Origin of the sequence: Acaryochloris sp. CCMEE 5410, assembly GCF_000238775.2 — a bacterium.
Taxonomy (GTDB): domain Bacteria; phylum Cyanobacteriota; class Cyanobacteriia; order Thermosynechococcales; family Thermosynechococcaceae; genus Acaryochloris.
This window is the reverse complement of record NZ_AFEJ02000001.1, coordinates 1,845,130-1,861,762: the sequence shown is the minus strand read 5'-3', so window position 1 is coordinate 1,861,762 and position 16,633 is coordinate 1,845,130. Positions and strand designations below refer to the sequence as shown.

The 16,633-nt window shown below is 48.6% G+C and carries 15 protein-coding genes; 4 read left to right on the top strand and 11 right to left on the bottom strand.

Annotated features, from left to right (window positions below; genetic code table 11):
• Window positions 1–23 precede the first annotated feature (23 nt).
• The 9 genes from ON05_RS08240 to ON05_RS08200 all read right to left on the bottom strand — a co-directional run bounded on the left by ON05_RS08240 (window position 24) and on the right by ON05_RS08200 (window position 9,457).
• On the bottom strand, window positions 24–590 hold the full coding sequence (locus ON05_RS08240; RefSeq protein ID WP_010469833.1) for an FHA domain-containing protein: 567 nt from the start codon (window positions 588–590) through the stop codon (window positions 24–26).
• 195 nt (window positions 591–785) lie between these two features.
• Window positions 786–1,310, bottom strand: coding sequence for a DOMON-like domain-containing protein (locus tag ON05_RS08235; protein ID WP_010469832.1), 525 nt, complete (start codon window positions 1,308–1,310; stop codon window positions 786–788).
• Entirely contained in the window at window positions 1,307–2,416 is a 1,110-nt protein-coding gene (locus ON05_RS08230) for a phosphotransferase enzyme family protein (RefSeq protein WP_010469829.1), read from the bottom strand. The genes ON05_RS08235 and ON05_RS08230 overlap by 4 nt, the downstream gene beginning before the upstream one ends.
• A 12-nt stretch (window positions 2,417–2,428) precedes the next feature.
• Window positions 2,429–3,916, bottom strand: coding sequence for a serine/threonine-protein kinase (locus tag ON05_RS08225; RefSeq protein ID WP_010469828.1), 1,488 nt, complete (start codon window positions 3,914–3,916; stop codon window positions 2,429–2,431).
• A gap of 26 nt (window positions 3,917–3,942) precedes the next feature.
• Window positions 3,943–4,932, bottom strand: a complete 990-nt coding sequence (locus tag ON05_RS08220; protein ID WP_010469826.1) for a LysR family transcriptional regulator — start codon at window positions 4,930–4,932, stop codon at window positions 3,943–3,945.
• 267 nt (window positions 4,933–5,199) lie between these two features.
• Window positions 5,200–6,066, bottom strand: coding sequence for a carboxylating nicotinate-nucleotide diphosphorylase (gene nadC / locus ON05_RS08215; RefSeq protein ID WP_010469825.1), 867 nt, complete (start codon window positions 6,064–6,066; stop codon window positions 5,200–5,202).
• 5 nt (window positions 6,067–6,071) lie between these two features.
• Window positions 6,072–6,698, bottom strand: coding sequence for a heme-copper oxidase subunit III (locus ON05_RS08210; RefSeq protein WP_010469824.1), 627 nt, complete (start codon window positions 6,696–6,698; stop codon window positions 6,072–6,074).
• A gap of 41 nt (window positions 6,699–6,739) precedes the next feature.
• Entirely contained in the window at window positions 6,740–8,404 is a 1,665-nt protein-coding gene (ctaD, locus tag ON05_RS08205) for a cytochrome c oxidase subunit I (RefSeq protein WP_010469823.1), read from the bottom strand.
• Between the two features lie 66 nt (window positions 8,405–8,470).
• Entirely contained in the window at window positions 8,471–9,457 is a 987-nt protein-coding gene (locus tag ON05_RS08200; protein WP_010469822.1) for a cytochrome c oxidase subunit II, read from the bottom strand.
• A gap of 564 nt (window positions 9,458–10,021) precedes the next feature.
• Here ON05_RS08200 and ON05_RS08195 point away from each other — a divergent pair.
• The 4 genes from ON05_RS08195 to ON05_RS08180 all read left to right on the top strand — a co-directional run bounded on the left by ON05_RS08195 (window position 10,022) and on the right by ON05_RS08180 (window position 14,268).
• Window positions 10,022–10,906 (top strand): heme A synthase, encoded by an 885-nt coding sequence (locus ON05_RS08195; RefSeq protein WP_010469821.1) that lies wholly within the window; start codon window positions 10,022–10,024, stop codon window positions 10,904–10,906.
• 67 nt (window positions 10,907–10,973) lie between these two features.
• The gene (locus ON05_RS08190) at window positions 10,974–11,948 is read left to right on the top strand and encodes a heme o synthase (protein ID WP_010469820.1); all 975 of its coding nucleotides are present in this window, start codon (window positions 10,974–10,976) and stop codon (window positions 11,946–11,948) included.
• A gap of 330 nt (window positions 11,949–12,278) precedes the next feature.
• Window positions 12,279–13,298, top strand: a complete 1,020-nt coding sequence (locus ON05_RS08185; protein WP_010469818.1) for an ABC transporter ATP-binding protein — start codon at window positions 12,279–12,281, stop codon at window positions 13,296–13,298.
• Window positions 13,299–13,380: 82 nt separating this feature from the next.
• A complete protein-coding gene (locus ON05_RS08180) occupies window positions 13,381–14,268 on the top strand; it encodes an ABC transporter permease (RefSeq protein WP_010469816.1) in 888 nt (295 codons plus the stop codon).
• Between the two features lie 2 nt (window positions 14,269–14,270).
• On the opposite strand, the gene ON05_RS08175 is transcribed toward ON05_RS08180, so the two are convergent.
• Both ON05_RS08175 and ON05_RS08170 read right to left on the bottom strand, forming a co-directional pair.
• A complete protein-coding gene (locus tag ON05_RS08175; RefSeq protein WP_010469815.1) occupies window positions 14,271–14,582 on the bottom strand; it encodes a hypothetical protein in 312 nt (103 codons plus the stop codon).
• A gap of 146 nt (window positions 14,583–14,728) precedes the next feature.
• Window positions 14,729–16,318: a peptide ligase PGM1-related protein gene (locus tag ON05_RS08170; protein WP_010469814.1), complete on the bottom strand. Its 1,590-nt coding sequence runs from the start codon at window positions 16,316–16,318 to the stop codon at window positions 14,729–14,731.
• Window positions 16,319–16,633: the final 315 nt, after the last annotated feature.

The window sequence follows — 16,633 nt, the reverse complement described above, 5'->3', positions numbered from 1 at the left end:
TCCGGCCATCGATAATGGTGCTATTAAGGCGCAGTTTTCTTGGGCGCTTTCTTGAAAAACATGGTGGGGGGTAAATCTTCTTCAGTCGGAGGCATTGTATTATTCATGCCAGATTGAGCAATATGTTCCTTGGTCAAAGTAGCGTGAGGATTGAAAGTATGGGGAAGGGTACTACGAATATCGATGCCTTCGACACTTACCTGGTTCAGCCCTGATGAAGACAAGGTCAGCAAGCGATAGGACGCTTTAACATTCCCTAACATGACAGCATCCCCCTCGATCAAAGTATGGGAGGTTGTCCGCTCACCATTAACGACGACACCATTGGTGCTCAGCTTACCCGTTGCATCTCCATCGACAATTCGGTAGCTATAACCAGAGCTATTGGCCCCGGGGATGCGCAAGAGCATGGCATGAAAACGGGATACTGCTTTGGACGCAGGCAACACGATGGAATTTTTTTTATCTCGTCCTAGAGAATAAGTGGGGGACTCTAACAATACACAGCGAATCCCTTCTTCTTCTTCAATCATCAACACATGACAATCTTGGGTAACCACTGTTGGCAGTGCTGGAGCTTGTACATTCATAATGTCTATTTTAGAAGAAGAACGGCGAATGGACGGCCATTATTGGCTTTAGTCTTAAGGTAAAAGCGCAATGCAGTCTGATGCCACCGTAAAAACTCGTAAGTTTGGGTCCTTACTACCTAAAAGGAGAAAATCCTCTGTAGATATCAATACTCTACGCAAGGCAAAATCGTCACCACCTGCGTTCTACACCAGTTAGAGTCCCAGGATAAAACTATCCCGTCGATGGAAATCAGCCTCAGATCCCGGATGACATAGCGCCCAGTAGCTCAGGGACTGCTCAGGCGATTGGATGACGGCACAAAATCCCATGTCTAAGGGTGGGGAAGCCCCCATGATCTGGTTGAGATCAAAGGTTAAGGATAATGTGAGGGCTGTCTGCTGGTGATGGACATGGAACGGCAGTTCTGTGATCCCCTCAACCTCCTGTAAGCCTTGGCGGTAAGCCTCCAGGTGAAAGACATTCCAATGTCCCGCAGGGGAGAGATTAAACTCCCAATAATGAGGTTGGTGAGGCTGCCCTAGAAAAAATTCCAGACAGGTCGCTTCCCATAGATCAAATTGGCGAGTCGGTAATGACGGCGAGGGAATCATCACCTGATCTAAATGGCCAGAAACTGTGTATGCGATCGCAAGTTGATTCCCCTCGCGCTCTAAGGTACCAGTAATCGTGATATCGGGGTGGGGGTCGCCAAAAGGCTGGAGGGAAAAGGCAGTCATCGCAAAGATTGGATCAGGGCTTGAATCGCGTCGGATTGGGCTTCGATACTCTCAGTTAACTTGAACTGGACTAAGGCACGGTTGAGATTATGGTCTGGATGGTCGACTTTGAAATAGACATTGCCCGCCAGGTAATCCGTAAAAAAGCGTAGCCCCAGTTCAAAGGCAATCAGACGAATCGCATCATAGAGGTAGTCATAATCATCTGCTGTGAGAAAGGACTGGGCTACCGCCAAATAGCCTTGTAAGATTCGCTGGCACATCTTGAGGTCAAAGTGGACCATTTCCCACTGTTCCGTTTCTTCCCCCAAGGGGTTACAGCCCGACCGCAGACAATCGCCAATATCGTAGTGAATGAGTCCTGGTTTGACCGTATCAAGATCGATGACACTCACCGCCTGCTGAGTATCTGTATCCATCAAGATGTTGTTGATCTTAGGATCGCCATGCATCAGGCGAAGACGGAGTTTGCCCTCTGCTTTTGCCGCTTCGAGAATATTGGTATCTTGTTTGCGATCGCACACAAATTGCAGGCAATACTCCACTTCAGGCGTCAACTCAACCCGGGTATCCTGCACCTGCTCAAACTGCTGTAAATATTGAGGGGTAATATGAAATCCCTCTAGGGTATCCGCCAGATGCTCCGCTGGTAGATCGCTAATTAGATGGTGAAACATCCCTAAGGCATAGCCCACCTCTTCCGCCTGATCGGGAGTCGTGATTTCCTGAAGGGCTTGGGCCGTTTCCACAAAGCTCATGGCCCGCCAAAAGTCCCCATTGGGACTGACCCAATGATCTTGACGGTCGGAGGTTAGCAGGACTTGGGGCACTTCCCAACGACGTTGGCATCCATCCGCTTGCAGTCGCTGACAGACATGCTCTGAATAGGTGCGAATATTCCGCATCACCAATTGAGGCTGCTGAAATACCTGGGTATTAATGCGCTGCAGAATAAACCGTTGGTCCGTTGCTGTATCTAAGGTGACCAGAAACGTACTGTTAATATTGCCTTGACCAAATTCTTGGACATCAACAATGGTCCCGGCAGATTTGAATTGTTCGGCGACTAGCCAAGGGGACGAACCAGGGGGGAGAGGATCAATCATGGAGCTAAATAATCAAAGAAACTGAGATAACACACCATAAATCAGTCGAAACACGAGACTCAGGGTCATCAATACCAAACCAGATACCACGCCCAGCAACAGAATAGATTGAATCGGATTACCCCCCTGCAGCGCCGGCACAAAGAAGATAATCAGTAAGGTCAGTCCGGCAATGATCACCAGATCAACCCGTTCAATCCATTGTTGCAACTGACAGTAGACCAAAACCGCCACTAGACCTAGCCAAAAGCCACCGCTGACTAGGGTTGTGCCCAAGAAGCTCGTCAGGGCCACCGCCAGCAAGCCGCCTTCAAATCCCGTAAAGGCTGCTCCTCCTAACAGGCGAACGATGGAAAAAGACGGTGGCGTTTTTACCCGAACTGGGGCTGGAGCGGCAGGACTGACGGCCTGAGGAGTCGGCGCTGCAGGTGAAGGGGGTGAGGGTGCAGGCGTGGAAGCTGGAGCGGCAGGAGCCGGGGGAGATTGGGGGACAGGCTGACTGTAGTTGAGAGGTTGACCCAGACTAGAGTGGGGTTGCCCCAATGCAGCCAGAATTTCAGCAGCAGACTGAAATCGTTTTTGGGGTGACGTCTCTAAAATTCGATCCAAAATCAGAGCCAGACGATCACTGACTTGAACATAGGGTCGCCATTTCCACTGATTGTGGGATGTATCGAATAAGTCGTTGGGGGCTTTCCCCGTTAACAGGACAATACAGGTGACGGCCAAGGCATATAAATCAGAGGAAGGAAATACCTGATTGCCATGGGTTTGCTCTGGTGGCGCATAAAAAGGGGTGTAGATGCTGGTGGCTTTACTAGGGGTCGGCGCGGCCACATTCGCCACCTGCTTCACAGCCCCAAAATCCAGCAGATACAGCAAGCCATTGCCCGTTTGGGTCATATTGGTATGGGTATGGCGCATGATATTCGACGGCTTGATATCCCGATGAATTGAGCCATTCTCATGGACAAACTGGAGTACCGGCAAAAGCTCTTGCAGCAGTTCCAGGATTTCTTTTTCCTGGAACTGAGTTTTGTCCTCTAACTCTTCCTCTAATGTTTTGCCGTTGATAAATTCTTGGACTAGATAGAAGAAATCTTCAGCAGGCTGTGATCCCCTTCCAGAGACCGGTAACTCAAAGAACGCAAATAGATCTGGAATTTGCGGATGCCGACCCAACTTTTCTAGAACTTCGGCTTCTCGCTGAAATAAGCTTTGGGCCATTTGCATCTGGTTCGGCCCTAATCCTGTGGGTTGAAATTGCTTCACCACACATTCTCGTAGGCCCGGCGTATAGCGATCACAAGCTAGATACGCAGCGCCAAATCCACCTTTGGCCAGCAGCCGAGATGGCAAATACCGACCGATCAGGATCAACGGCATACCACAGCTTAAGCAAAACTTTTGCTGTACGGTTTTGAGGGTTTGAGGATCATCCAGGTCAGCGAAATAGTTATTCGGACGCTGACAATTCGGGCGGGTACAGTAAATCTCCATTGAAGAGTTGCAGCTACTCGCAAAAACTAGTTAGTGGCAGAGGTAACGAGTTCAGCATCGTCAGATGAGTTGGCAATCCTTTTTAGGTCTGAGGATAGGGTACTAAACTTAGGCAAAATCTCTGAGATAAAAATTTCTGCCGCTTTGGAGCGATATCGATTGGGATTGATAATCAGAGATAATATCCTCTTTATAGCAACGTTCTCAATTTTTACCCGCTTTAGACTCCCCAGCTCCAGTTCTTTCTCAATCGCGGATGTAGAAACAAAGGCGGCTCCTAAGCCTGATTGGACGGCATTTTTGATTGCCTCGATGGAATTAAGCTCCATTTCAATTTTTAACAAACGCGGATCAATGTTACCCCGCGTCAAGATTTGATCGATCACTTTGCGAATGGTGGATTGAGCATCCAACGTGATAAAGCTCAGCTTGTAAAGATCTTCTCGTTGAATAACTGATGACTCTGCGAGGGGGTGAGACTCTGGCAAAATTAGCGCAAGCTCGTCTTCGGCATAGGCTGTCCTTTCTAAGGATTCTTGCAATTCTAGGGGGACTTCCCCACCGATAATCGCTAAATCAACTTGGCCATTGACAATACTCCAGCAGGTGCGACGGGTGGAATGGACATGTAGCTGGACTGCCACGTCAGGGTATGCCTGACGGAACAAGCCGATCAACCGAGGCATAAGATAGGTGCCCGTGGTTTGACTCGCTCCAATGACCAAGGTTCCACCCTGCAAGTTTTGCAAATCTTCGATGGCACGGCAGGTTTCCTGACAGAGGGCCAAAATTTTATCCCCGTAGTCCAGGAGAAGATGGCCTGCTTCGGTCAACTGGGCTCGGCGACCGCCGCGGTCAAACAAGGGGACGGCTAGCTGGCGCTCTAAGTTTTGGACTTGAAGGCTAACGGCAGGTTGAGAAACATATAGGCTATCAGCGGCACGCTTAAAACTCCCCTCCGCAGCAATCGCTTTGAGAATGCGGAGTTGATCCAGCGTAAACGGAAGGTCAGACATGGGGGATGACCTGCATGTAAGACAATAAAAATCGTCCAGTAATCAAGATATTCTAAGTTAACCGCAAAACGTGGCGGGTCGCACTGCTTGTTGATTCTTGCATACCCACCGAGCAGGGTTCAGATAACAAACCTCTGGCCCAGATAGCAAGAATAAAACCTCTGAAAACCTTTCTAAGACTACTCATGTCAGATATTTAGGGTTGGGAAAGCACAATCTTTAAGTTTTGTTTCCTAACGGGTCACTCAACCCTGGGAAAGCCTGGAATTAGTCCCTAAAATTAAGGCTTAGATCCAACCAACTCGCTTGGGTAATCGTGGCGCTCGTAGAGATATAGTCCACGCCTGTTTCAGCAACAGCCCTAATGGTTTGCAAATTGATATTTCCCGACGCTTCAATTTTGACTGTGGGAGCCCCCTGGACTCGAATGAGTTTGACGGCAGATTGCATCTGCTCCACCGCCATATTGTCGAGCATAATGATATCGGCCTGATGGTCCACGGCCTCCTGAACCTGCTCCAGACTCTCTGTTTCCACTTCAATAGCCAGGGGAAACGGAATGTGCTGACGCACGCGACGAATCGCCTCACCGATGCCCCCAGCAGCAACAATATGGTTGTCCTTTATCATCACCGCATCATCCAGGCCCATACGATGATTGACGGCCCCTCCGACCTGGGTGGCATATTTTTCTAAGATGCGTAGACCTGGGGTCGTCTTGCGGGTATCAACAAGCTGGGTGGGCAGATCCGCAATTTTCTCGGCATAGGTACGCGTGAGGGAGGCGATGCCACTTAACGGCATGATCAGGTTAAGGGCGACACGCTCTCCCATGAGTAAGGCAGCCATAGGCCCTTGGAGCTGAGCAATGACAGTTCCAGAGGGGTTGGCCTCCCCTTCCTTAACGCCAGGCTTGATCTCCACCTGGGGACTCAGGAGATGAAATACGCGCTGAAATAGAGGTAAACCAGCAACAACCCCCGGCTGCTTCAATCGGAGTTCTGCTTGTCCCCAATCGGCTTCTGAACCGTCAGGCCAAAGGGCTTGGGTGGTGCGATCGCCTCGGCCAATATCTTCAGCTAACCAGGTCTGCAAAAGGGGGTCCAGAATCAGCCAAGGAGGTAAATTTGCCACAGATTCTAGAGAAGATACAAAATCAGGAATAGAACAATCCAAATAACATCCACAAAGTGCCAGTAGACTTCGGTAGCTTCAATGCCAAAGTGGCTGGTTTCAGAATAGTGACCGGGAACTCGTGAGCGCCACAGCACAGTTGACATTAACAGCAAGCCAACAAACACATGCAAGCCGTGAAAACCAGTTAACAGATAGAAGGTGCTGGCAAAGAGATTGGTGGTTAAACCAAATCCCAGATGGTTGTACTCATAGACCTGCCCTGCTAAGAAGGTCGCGCCCATGGCAATGGTAATCGCAAACCACAATCGGGCGGCTTTAACATCACCACTCTGCTTAATGGCAGTGTCAGCCTTGTGAATCACAAAACTACTGGAAATCAAAATAATGGTGTTGATGCCAGGGAGCATCAATTCTAGCTCTTCAGTGCCCTCTGGTGGCCACTCAGGGGTCACCACCCGAAAGGCAAAATAGGCCACAAAAAGTCCCAGGAATAACATGCTTTCTGAGACGAGGAACACAATAAAACCGAACAGTCGTAAATCGGGATGCTCACTATGGTGCTCAGCGGTTTCCACTGTGGCGGCATAGGCGATGTCGGCTTGATTTTGATCGGCTGTTGAACCTTGCATAGGTATCCAATGTTGCTAACGTGTTCAGGTGGTGGAGGGGCTTACTCTAAGCTGTCAGCTGCTAGGGCTGGGGCAGGTGCTAGGGTGGCCGCCACAAAATCGAGGGCCTTGGGCGTCCCATAATCATAGGGACCAATCGCTAGGACGGGATCTTCCTCAAAGTTTTCTACGGGTGGAGGGGAAGGAACTGTCCACTCTAAAGTCAGTCCTTTCCAAGGATTACTGTTGGCTCTGGGGCCTGCCAACCAACTCCACACCGCATTAACTACAAAAGGAATTGTCGAGGTCGCCAAAATATAGGACCCAATCGTACACACGACATTCAAAGCTGCAAACTTTGGATCATATTCGGCAATTCGACGATTCATCCCTTGTAGTCCCAAGACATGCATGGGCAAAAAGCAAATATTGAAGCCGACAAAGGTCATGGCAAAATGCACCTTGCCCCAGAATTCATTCAGCATCCGCCCGGTCATTTTGGGAAACCAGTGATAGAGTCCGGCATAGATGCCAAATACGCTGCCGCCAAATAAGACGTAATGCAGGTGAGCAACAACAAAATAGGTATCGTGCACATGGATATCAAAGGGTACCGAGGCCACCATCACCCCGCTGAGGCCACCGACCACAAACATGGAGACAAAGGCCATCCCAAACAGCATGGCGCTGCATAAGTTCAGCTTGCCGCCCCACACCGTTGCTACCCAGCTAAACACCTTAATGCCCGTGGGCACGGCGATCACCATCGTGGCAATCATAAAGAACATCCGTAGCCAGTCGGGGGTGCCACTGGTAAACATATGGTGAGCCCAGACAATCAACCCCAAAAAGCTAATGGCAATACTGGAATAGGCAATCGCTTGATAGCCAAAAATCGGTTTGCGGGCATGGACCGGCAGAATTTCCGAGATTAAGCCAAAGGCTGGCAAAATCATAATGTAAACCGCCGGGTGGGAATAGAACCAGAACATATGCTGGTAGACAATTGGGTCGCCACCCCCTGCTGGGTTAAAGAAGTTGGTGCCAACCAATAAGTCAAAGCCTAACAACACCATGGCGCCACTCAAAACAGGGGTTGCCACCAGCTGGAGGGCCGAGGTCGCTAACATAGCCCAGCAAAACAGAGGCATATCATTCAAGGTCATGCTGGGAATGCGCATTTTAAGGATGGTGACCAGAAAGTTCAGCCCCGCCATAATCGATGACGTTCCCAGAAGAATAACGCCCAGAATCCAGATAGCTTCTCCCGCTTTGTTGGTCATTAAGCTCAAAGGCGGATAGGAGGTCCAGCCTGCAGCAGCGGGCCCAACAAAGAAGCTGCACAACAAGAGAATGCTAGTGGGTGGGATGATCCAAAATGCGATCGCATTCAGTTTCGGGAAGGCCATATCCCTAGCCCCAATCATCAGCGGCACCAAAAAATTGCCAAAGCCGCCCGTCAGGGTGGGGATGATCCACAAAAAGATCATGATTGTGGCGTGCATCGTGAACAGTTCGTTGTAGGTTTCCCGCTGCACAAAATCTGAAGCCGGCGTTGCCAACTCGGTCCGTACCAATTCCGCCAGAAGTCCACCAATCAGATAGAACACAAAGCTCGTGACCAGATATTGAATGCCAATCACCTTGTGGTCAGTACTGAAGCTGAAGTATTCGCGCCAAGGCGTCACCTCTACTTCTTCTAGATGGGGTGCTTGCGCTTCCGTCATAAATCAATCCTTTATCCCGGGGTGATCACAGAAATCGTTGTCTTGTCGTCAAAATAAATCTTGTTGTCAGGAGGCTGAAGGGGCGTGGTCAACCTGAGCTAAATCCGACTGATGGGGTTTATGCAGGTGATGAGGCAGACCCATCGCCGCAGCATGGTGTTCTAAGGGAGACACAGTTATAGATTGAGCTACCGTCTCCTTCGACGTATTCGCCACGAGCTGACTATCTACCCAAGCTTGGTACTCAGGGCCTGAATGAACAATGGAGCGGGTTTTCATCGCGCCATGATATGCCCCACATAGCTCTGCACAAATCACGGGATAAACCCCTTCTTCCGTAGGCTGAAAATTCAAATGAGTGACCTGCCCAGGGACCGCATCTTGCTTCAGGCGAAACTCAGGCACCCAAAACGCATGAATCACATCCCTCGCCGTGATGTTGAGGGTTACCGGTCGATTGACGGGGAGATGGAGTTCGCCGGAGATGATGCCCGTATCGGGATAGGTAAATAGCCAAGCATATTGCAAGCCATCTACATTAACTTGCAAAGGCTCAACGGTTTCAGTCGCCACTGCTTGGCTAAGCGCATCCGAATACATCTGACCTTGATCGGTGACCATAGTTGCGGCATCTGCATCAGCCACCCGTTCCATATCGCCATGTTGATGGGCCATATTATGAGATCCCATCGTACCGACACTATCAATGCTCTGATAGACATCGAAACTGTAGATTCCCAACCACAGCACTAGCATTGCAGGAATGGCAGTCCAGACAATTTCTAAAGGCACATTGCCATGCACGGGTTCAGCATCCGTCTGATCATCTGACTTACGGCGAAACGCAAATAAGGAATATAGCAACGCCCCTTGAACAATCAGAAATAGGCCGGTAGCAATGGCCATCATCGATGCGAATAATCGATCGATTTCTGCTGCTTCAGATGCTGCAGCGATGGGCAGTAATAAATCATTGTTTTGACTGACCCAAAGACTCGCAAGGGTAATTAAAATCCCAATAATTAAGGTGAGAATCGCCGTTGGAACTTTCACAGTGATTTTCCTGTAGTGATAGAGCGGATATCAGGCCAAACGATAAGAAGATTTAAACACCTATTTCAAGACCTTCAACATCACCTACTACGGTAGATCAGCTCCCTCGGTAAGGTGGAACTCTGATCAGCAGTCTTAGGCTTTTCTTTGGGATCCTGACAAGACAACAGACCCTTCTATCTTGGCAGTTGATTCTAGATTTGGAGATAACTGAACCTTAAAGTTTCCTTACAAAAGTCCATGTCTATCTACCTTTTAGTAGAACCCTTAAAAAAAGGTAATATCCGCAATAGTGTTAAGCAAGCTGCGACACTTGTGTAGCAATATGTTTCAGGCCATTCCAGCGTCAGGAAAATAGTGGTTACAGTGTATCTATTCTGACCAAGCTTCGATAGATCTCTACTAGTAGCGAACTATTAAAAGTTAATAACCACTGATGTGGTTACACTCCCCTTCCTATCGTTGTTGACACAATCTATGGCCGACATACTACAGAACCACTCCTCAGGTGCCAATTCAGCGAAAAGAACACCTTGTCAGCTCTTCAGCTATGCGTTTTTCGCCATGGCCCTATTGACACTCTTTTTAATGGCCTTAGGCAGTGCAACACGGGTAATGAATGCAGGATTATCCTGCCCAGATTGGCCCCTATGCTACGGGGAGCTGATTCCTAAGGAACAGATGAATCTCCAGGTTTTCCTAGAGTGGTTTCATCGTCTCATTGCCTCTTCCCTCGGTCTCTTGATGATGGTGTTAGTGGGGGCGACCTGGCGGTGGAAATCGCAATTACCCAAATGGGTACCCATCGTTACGACCCTGTGTCTTGGCTTAATTATCTTCCAAGGCGTCTTAGGCGGATTAACGGTCACCCAACTTTTGCGATTTGATATTGTGACCGCTCATCTAGCGACCGGATTGCTCTTTTTTAGCAGCATGTTAGTGCTAGGCAGTAGCTTAATGCCCTATCAGGGAACGGGGGTTGTGGCTCGACTTCCTTGGCTCAGCACCCTCGCTGGAGTGCTCATCTATTTCCAAAGTATCCTCGGCGGCTTAGTGGCTTCTCGTTGGGCTGCTCACCAATGTCTGGCAGGGGCACAGCTTTGTCGGATTATGTATAACCACTTTGTTGGGGTTGTTCCTCCCACCCTTGCAGTTCTCGCCTTGGTGTTTTTAGCTTGGCGAACTCCAGCCCTGCACCCGCGTTTAAGGGGATTGGGAAAACTGGCTTTAGGCTTGTTAAGCCTACAAATTCTAGTAGGCATATCAACCTTACGGTTGCACCTGCAAGTTGTCGGCTTAACCGTTGCCCATCAAGCCATTGGGGCCAGTTTATTAGGCACCCTAGTGATCTTCAGCGTGATCGCGATTCGAGATCGCCATCAGGCGGAATATGTGCAACCCTTACAAACCGTCCCAATCACAATGGCAGGCTCTTTAGAACCGTCTTAAGTTTTCTCACATTCGCTACATTTATCATCGTCTTGCCCCATCTTGGAATTTATTCAGAGGCTTAAATATGCAAAAAACCATATGGGCTGAGGTTCCTTGGCTTCATCCTGGTTTTGCTCAGACCTGCATCGATTTCTATCAACTGACTAAACCCCGGCTGATTTTGTTGTTTTTGATTACAACGGCATCTGCAATGTGGGTTGCTTCCTCTGGACAAGTCGGCCCGCGATTATTTCTCACGACGTTACTAGCAGGTGCTTGTGCTGCAGGGTCGGCCAATACCATCAACTGTATTTACGATCGCGACATCGATTACATCATGGAGCGAACTCGGCATCGTCCTCTTCCCTCTGGGCGAATTCAAGTTTGGCAAGCCAGTGTGTTTGCAGTAGCTTTAGCCCTCACCGCCTTTTTCCTGTTGACCTTTGGTGCCAATCTCCTGAGTGCCTGTCTCGCGATGGCGGGTATTGCCGTTTATATCGGGGTCTATACTTACTGGCTGAAGCGCTCATCCACCCAGAATATTGTGATTGGGGGTGCTGCAGGTGCGATTCCCCCCCTAGTGGGCTGGGCTGCGGTCACTGGAGAATTGAGTTGGGCCGCTTGGGTCCTGTTTGCCATCATCTTCATCTGGACTCCACCCCATTTTTGGCCCCTCGCCATGATGATTGAAGAAGATTACTCCAAAGTGGGCGTTCCCATGATGCCTGTGGTGAATGGTATGGCTACTACTGCCAATCAAACCTTTGTCTACACGCTTTTGTTGTTACCCGTCACCCTGTTATTGGTATATCCCTTAAAAGTGTCTGGTGCGCTATATGCGTCGATAGCCGTTGTGCTCTGGGGGAAATTTATCCACAAAGCGTGGCAACTGACTCAAACTCCAGACGATAAGCAGATTGCCCGGTCCGTCTTCAAGTTCTCAATTCTGTATATGATGCTGCTCTGTGCAGGGATGGGCGTAGATAGTCTCCCCTGGACTCAACAGATGTGGCACCACTCCACCCATATCCTGCAAGCTTGGATACCCAGTATTGGCTAAGGTCATAAATTCACGCTGAATTTATCCCATCTAAAATTTTTTTTATTCAGATTGATAGGGACCTCTTTTTCTAAAGACCTATAACAATATTCAGCGGATAACAGGCTTAAACTACTTAAAGTAAAGCCTAGCTATGTAAATCAATCAATCATAGGGAAAAAGCCGATTTTAAGCCAAATGATATTGCTATATGGCCTAGTGGTTGAGAGATTTCTGGAACATTTGGCTCCAACAACTACAATCTCAACTCGCAATTCCTAAGATTCATGCAATTGCATCGTAGACACAGTAATAAAATAAGAAAGACTGCCTGTTGAGATTTGTGATTCTATGGCTCCTGCTGTTCTCATCCAAAACCTAAAAAAATCCTACGGCAAGGTTGAAGCAGTTAAAGATGTCTCCTTTCAAATTCAACCAGGAGAGATTTTTGGCTTGCTAGGACCCAACGGTGCTGGTAAAACTACAACCTTACGTTGCCTATGCAGCTTAGCCACTCCGGATGATGGCACCATCGAAGTTAATGGGGTCTCCGTGCAAAAACATCCCAGAGCTGCTCGTCAACTGTTGGGATATATTGCCCAAGAAGTTGCCCTGGATAAAGTCCTCACCGGTCGAGAATTGCTGCAACTGCAAGCGGCTCTCTATCATTTACCGGCCAAAACAATTGCTGGTCAGGTGGAAAAAGTTTTAACCCTTCTAGATTTGCAAAGTTGGGCTGATACCAAAACAGGTACCTATTCTGGCGGTATCCGTAAACGGCTTGACCTTGCAGCAGGTTTATTGCATGAACCTGCTGTATTAGTTTTAGATGAACCCACGGTTGGCTTAGATATTGAAAGTCGGGTCGTGATCTGGGACTTTCTACAAGGACTGCGCGAGCGAGGCACGACTATTCTACTGACGAGTCATTATCTAGAAGAAATTGATGCCCTTGCCGATCGCGTTGCCATTATTGACCAAGGCACTGTCATTGCTGAAGGAGCTCCCACGGAACTGAAAGACCAAGTGGGAGGGGATCGAGTCACCCTCAAGATTCGGGAATTTACCCCAGATCAAGAGGCGCAAAAGGCCCAGGCCATGACAACTGCCTTGCCCTTTGTTCAGGACGTGATTATCAATCCTGCTCAAGGCAACTCACTCAATATGGTGGTATCTTCCCAAGGAGATGCCCTTTTAAGTATTCAAACTGCCCTAAAAGAGGCCGGGTTGCCTATCTTTAGCATTGCCCAAGCCCGTCCAAGTTTGGATGATGTTTATCTGGCTGCCACGGGACGAACCTTGTTGGATGCTGAGATGGCAGCGGCAGGTACTCGCGATCGCAAAAAAGAACGCAAAGAGAATATGCGTTAGCTCCCTATCGTTTAGGATCAACTTACCGTCGATGGATCCTCAATTTCTTCTGAATCTAGATACCAACTTTTAAAACTTTGTTATGACCATCACCTCTGCTAACACCAACTCTGTCGCTAACTCAGGTGTTCAAGCCGATTTATTAACGACCCCTGGGATTGTTTCTGGGGAATTCTTGCAAGAGACGGTCGCCCTAACCCGCCGTCTGTTTATTCAACTGAAACGACGCCCTACCACTTTAATCGCTGGCATTATTCAGCCTTTGATGTGGTTGGTTCTGTTTGGTGCCCTCTTTAAAAATGTACCGGAAGGCCTATTTGGCACCAGCCAAAGCTATGGCCAGTTCCTCAGTGCAGGCGTCATTGTGTTTACAGCTTTTAGTGGGGCCTTAAATGCAGGGCTCCCGGTGATGTTTGACCGGGAATTTGGTTTTTTGAATCGGCTGCTGGTGGCTCCCCTGGCGTCCCGCTTTTCAATCGTGATGGCATCGGCGATTTTTATCACCACTTTGAGCTTGATTCAAACCCTAGCCATTATGGCTCTCAGCTTCTTTATGGGAGCGGGGTTGCCCAATACAGTGGGTTTGGCCATTGTTGCTCTCATTGTTTTACTGCTCGTTTTAGGGGTAACAGCCCTTAGCTTGGGACTGTCTTTTGCCTTACCGGGTCATATTGAGCTAATTGCCGTTATTTTTGTCACGAATCTACCCCTATTGTTCGCTAGCACAGCTTTGGTCCCCTTGGCCTTTATGCCCACTTGGCTACAGGTGGTCGCAAGCTTAAATCCCCTCAGCTTTGCCATTGAGCCGATTCGTTATCTTTACCTCCATAATGACTGGAGCTTCACTAGCGTGGTAATGGAGGCACCTTGGGGTTCGGTCAGCTTAGCAGGTTCCTTATTGCTGCTATTCGGCTTTGATGCCCTAGCACTCTTAAGCATTCAGAAACTACTCTATCGCCGTCTCGGCTAATCTCACTTAAATTTCTGATGGAGCTGGTGTTGAGGATGTAAACGTTCCCAATTTTCCAGTTCTTTTTCATTGAGCTTCGTGTTGTCATCAACTTGAAGTATTTTTTCTGGCCGCTGACTTTGTCGCTGTTCTAGCCGCCTGATTTCGTGCTCCAGATGTTGGCGACCGACCTTAAAAAAATCTTCTGCGGCGTTCTGGGTGGCGAAAAAGCCTGGAGAAACCGTTGGCACAGCCCGTACCGGCATCGCCGTCAGACCAAGGGTTAAACCCAGTACAACCATTGGCAACTTAATGTCAGCCTTGCAAGGTCGCATGTGACGATTACAGTTTAGGTTTACCATCGGCCTGCCTCTAATACCCATGCCCCTAATCTAGCCTGATCTTTCGGTAGACTGCCGGGGCTATGCAAAGACGAGCATTCCCATAGCTGTCGATGACTGGAGCATTTCAGAACCGTCCGTTAACTGCCTATACTCCAGCCAATCGGCAGCGTAGGCTCCGTTTCTGGAGTCTGCACAATGGGTTTTGGCCGGGTCTCCTGATTCAAAATCTCTATCACCTGGTTGTAAATCGTATCTGCCTGTTCGGGTGAATTAGCGATGCTGGTCAAACCCACTTTGCCAAACTCAGATAAACACCCCATTAGATGAAAGACGGTCCCCATCTCGCTCCCCGTCTCAAAATGGAGATGGTGACGGGCAATAATATCCATCAAGTCGTCGGGTAATAATCCTTGATAAGAGGAGTCACACAAATTATCGGAAGCCACATAATACTTTGGCAATCCTTGCTGGCCAAAGAATAGGCCACTATGCATGTCATAAAAGCCGTTGGTCAGCAGTTTCAGGGTCATAAAGGGGTGGGTCGTGCCCCCTTTCCGGAGGTTGATTTCAATGGCTTGGACGTCCCAATAGATACTGCCATCCGCCAAAACACGCTTGGCAACGACAAAGTCTACCCCATATCGCTCTAGTACTCCTTTTTTAGCCAGATTTTCACCGACTTTAAGGCCTAGCTGCTGAAGCTGGAGTCGATAATCTTCTGAGGCAGGAAATCGGCATCCCAAATAAATTTGTTGGTTGGGTCCCCCCAAAATCTGATCATGGGTTGAGAGAATTTCTACCTCGCCATTGGGGGTAATTTGGCCCTGAACACTGGGAGAGGTCTTATACTCCCCTTCGATAAATGCTTCGACTATGGTGCCGAGTTCAGGGATGCGATCGCAAAAATGAGACCAAGTCTCGGTGGGAGATTCAAAGGTTAGATAGGGAATGCGATCGCAAATCACGTTTCGTCTTTTTTCGAGGGTATCAATATCCCCTACATTCCTTAGATCCAGCAGCGCATTTCCTTCTCCAGAGAAGCCTTCATTGAGCTTAATGACCATCCGTTGAAGCTGGGGCTGTCGCTGCCAGAGATCCACTGCCGCCTCTATTAGGGCTTCCGTATCCCACACCAAAGGACTGCCATCGGGATGAGGAATACCACATTCTGCAAACACCTGCCGACTCCCACTCTTCGTTCCTAAATGCAAAAGAGTCGGATCAGCAGCCAACAGTGGAATATTGAGTTTGACGGAAATTTCCCGTTCCAGATCGGTTGAGTTAAAGCAGATCATGTAGGAGCAACCCGGTCGCATTGAATGGCGAATCCGCTCCATTAACCGGGGCCGTTCTAAAATTTTCTGACTCAGGGGCTTGAGAGACTGATCATAAATAGGCAGTAACAACAGGCGATCACGGGCATGGGAAAAGGGAATCCCCGGTAAAAGCTGGAGATAATAATCAATCACAATCGGCGGCAGCGGCTGTGAGGTTACATAAATTAAACGTGTTTTCGGATCACGGAGCCGGATCAGGGAAAACAACAGTCGTTCTTCATAGTGCAAAAAACCATCAATCTTTTGCAGTTCCTGCTGATCCACGCTAAACGAGGGGATCACTAAAATATCGGAATGTCCCGTATCTACCGTTTCAATCTCTTGCCAGCGATCACACAACTGGGCTTGAAGCTGTTTAAAGGCCTGTTCAACAGCCGCTAGATCTTGCATCCCACATGCCTGTGCATTCAATACCTGACATCTTAGCTGTCTGACGGTATCAGAGCGTGATTCGTATCAGCTTAGCCCTGTGATACCTGGCCAGGTATATATCTCATCCGACCCATGATCGTCTCCCCTATCCGTATATCCCCGCAAATCATTAAGAATCACAAATTCCGCCTATTGTCAGGAATTCAGTAGTTTCTCAGTGGTTGTTCTCCATTTGGATCGGACAGATTATATATATACTCTGCGAAAAGAAATCGATACCTTAAAGTTACGAAGCGAAACGTTTTCTCCTGCGGGTTTGTATTTACCTAGAAC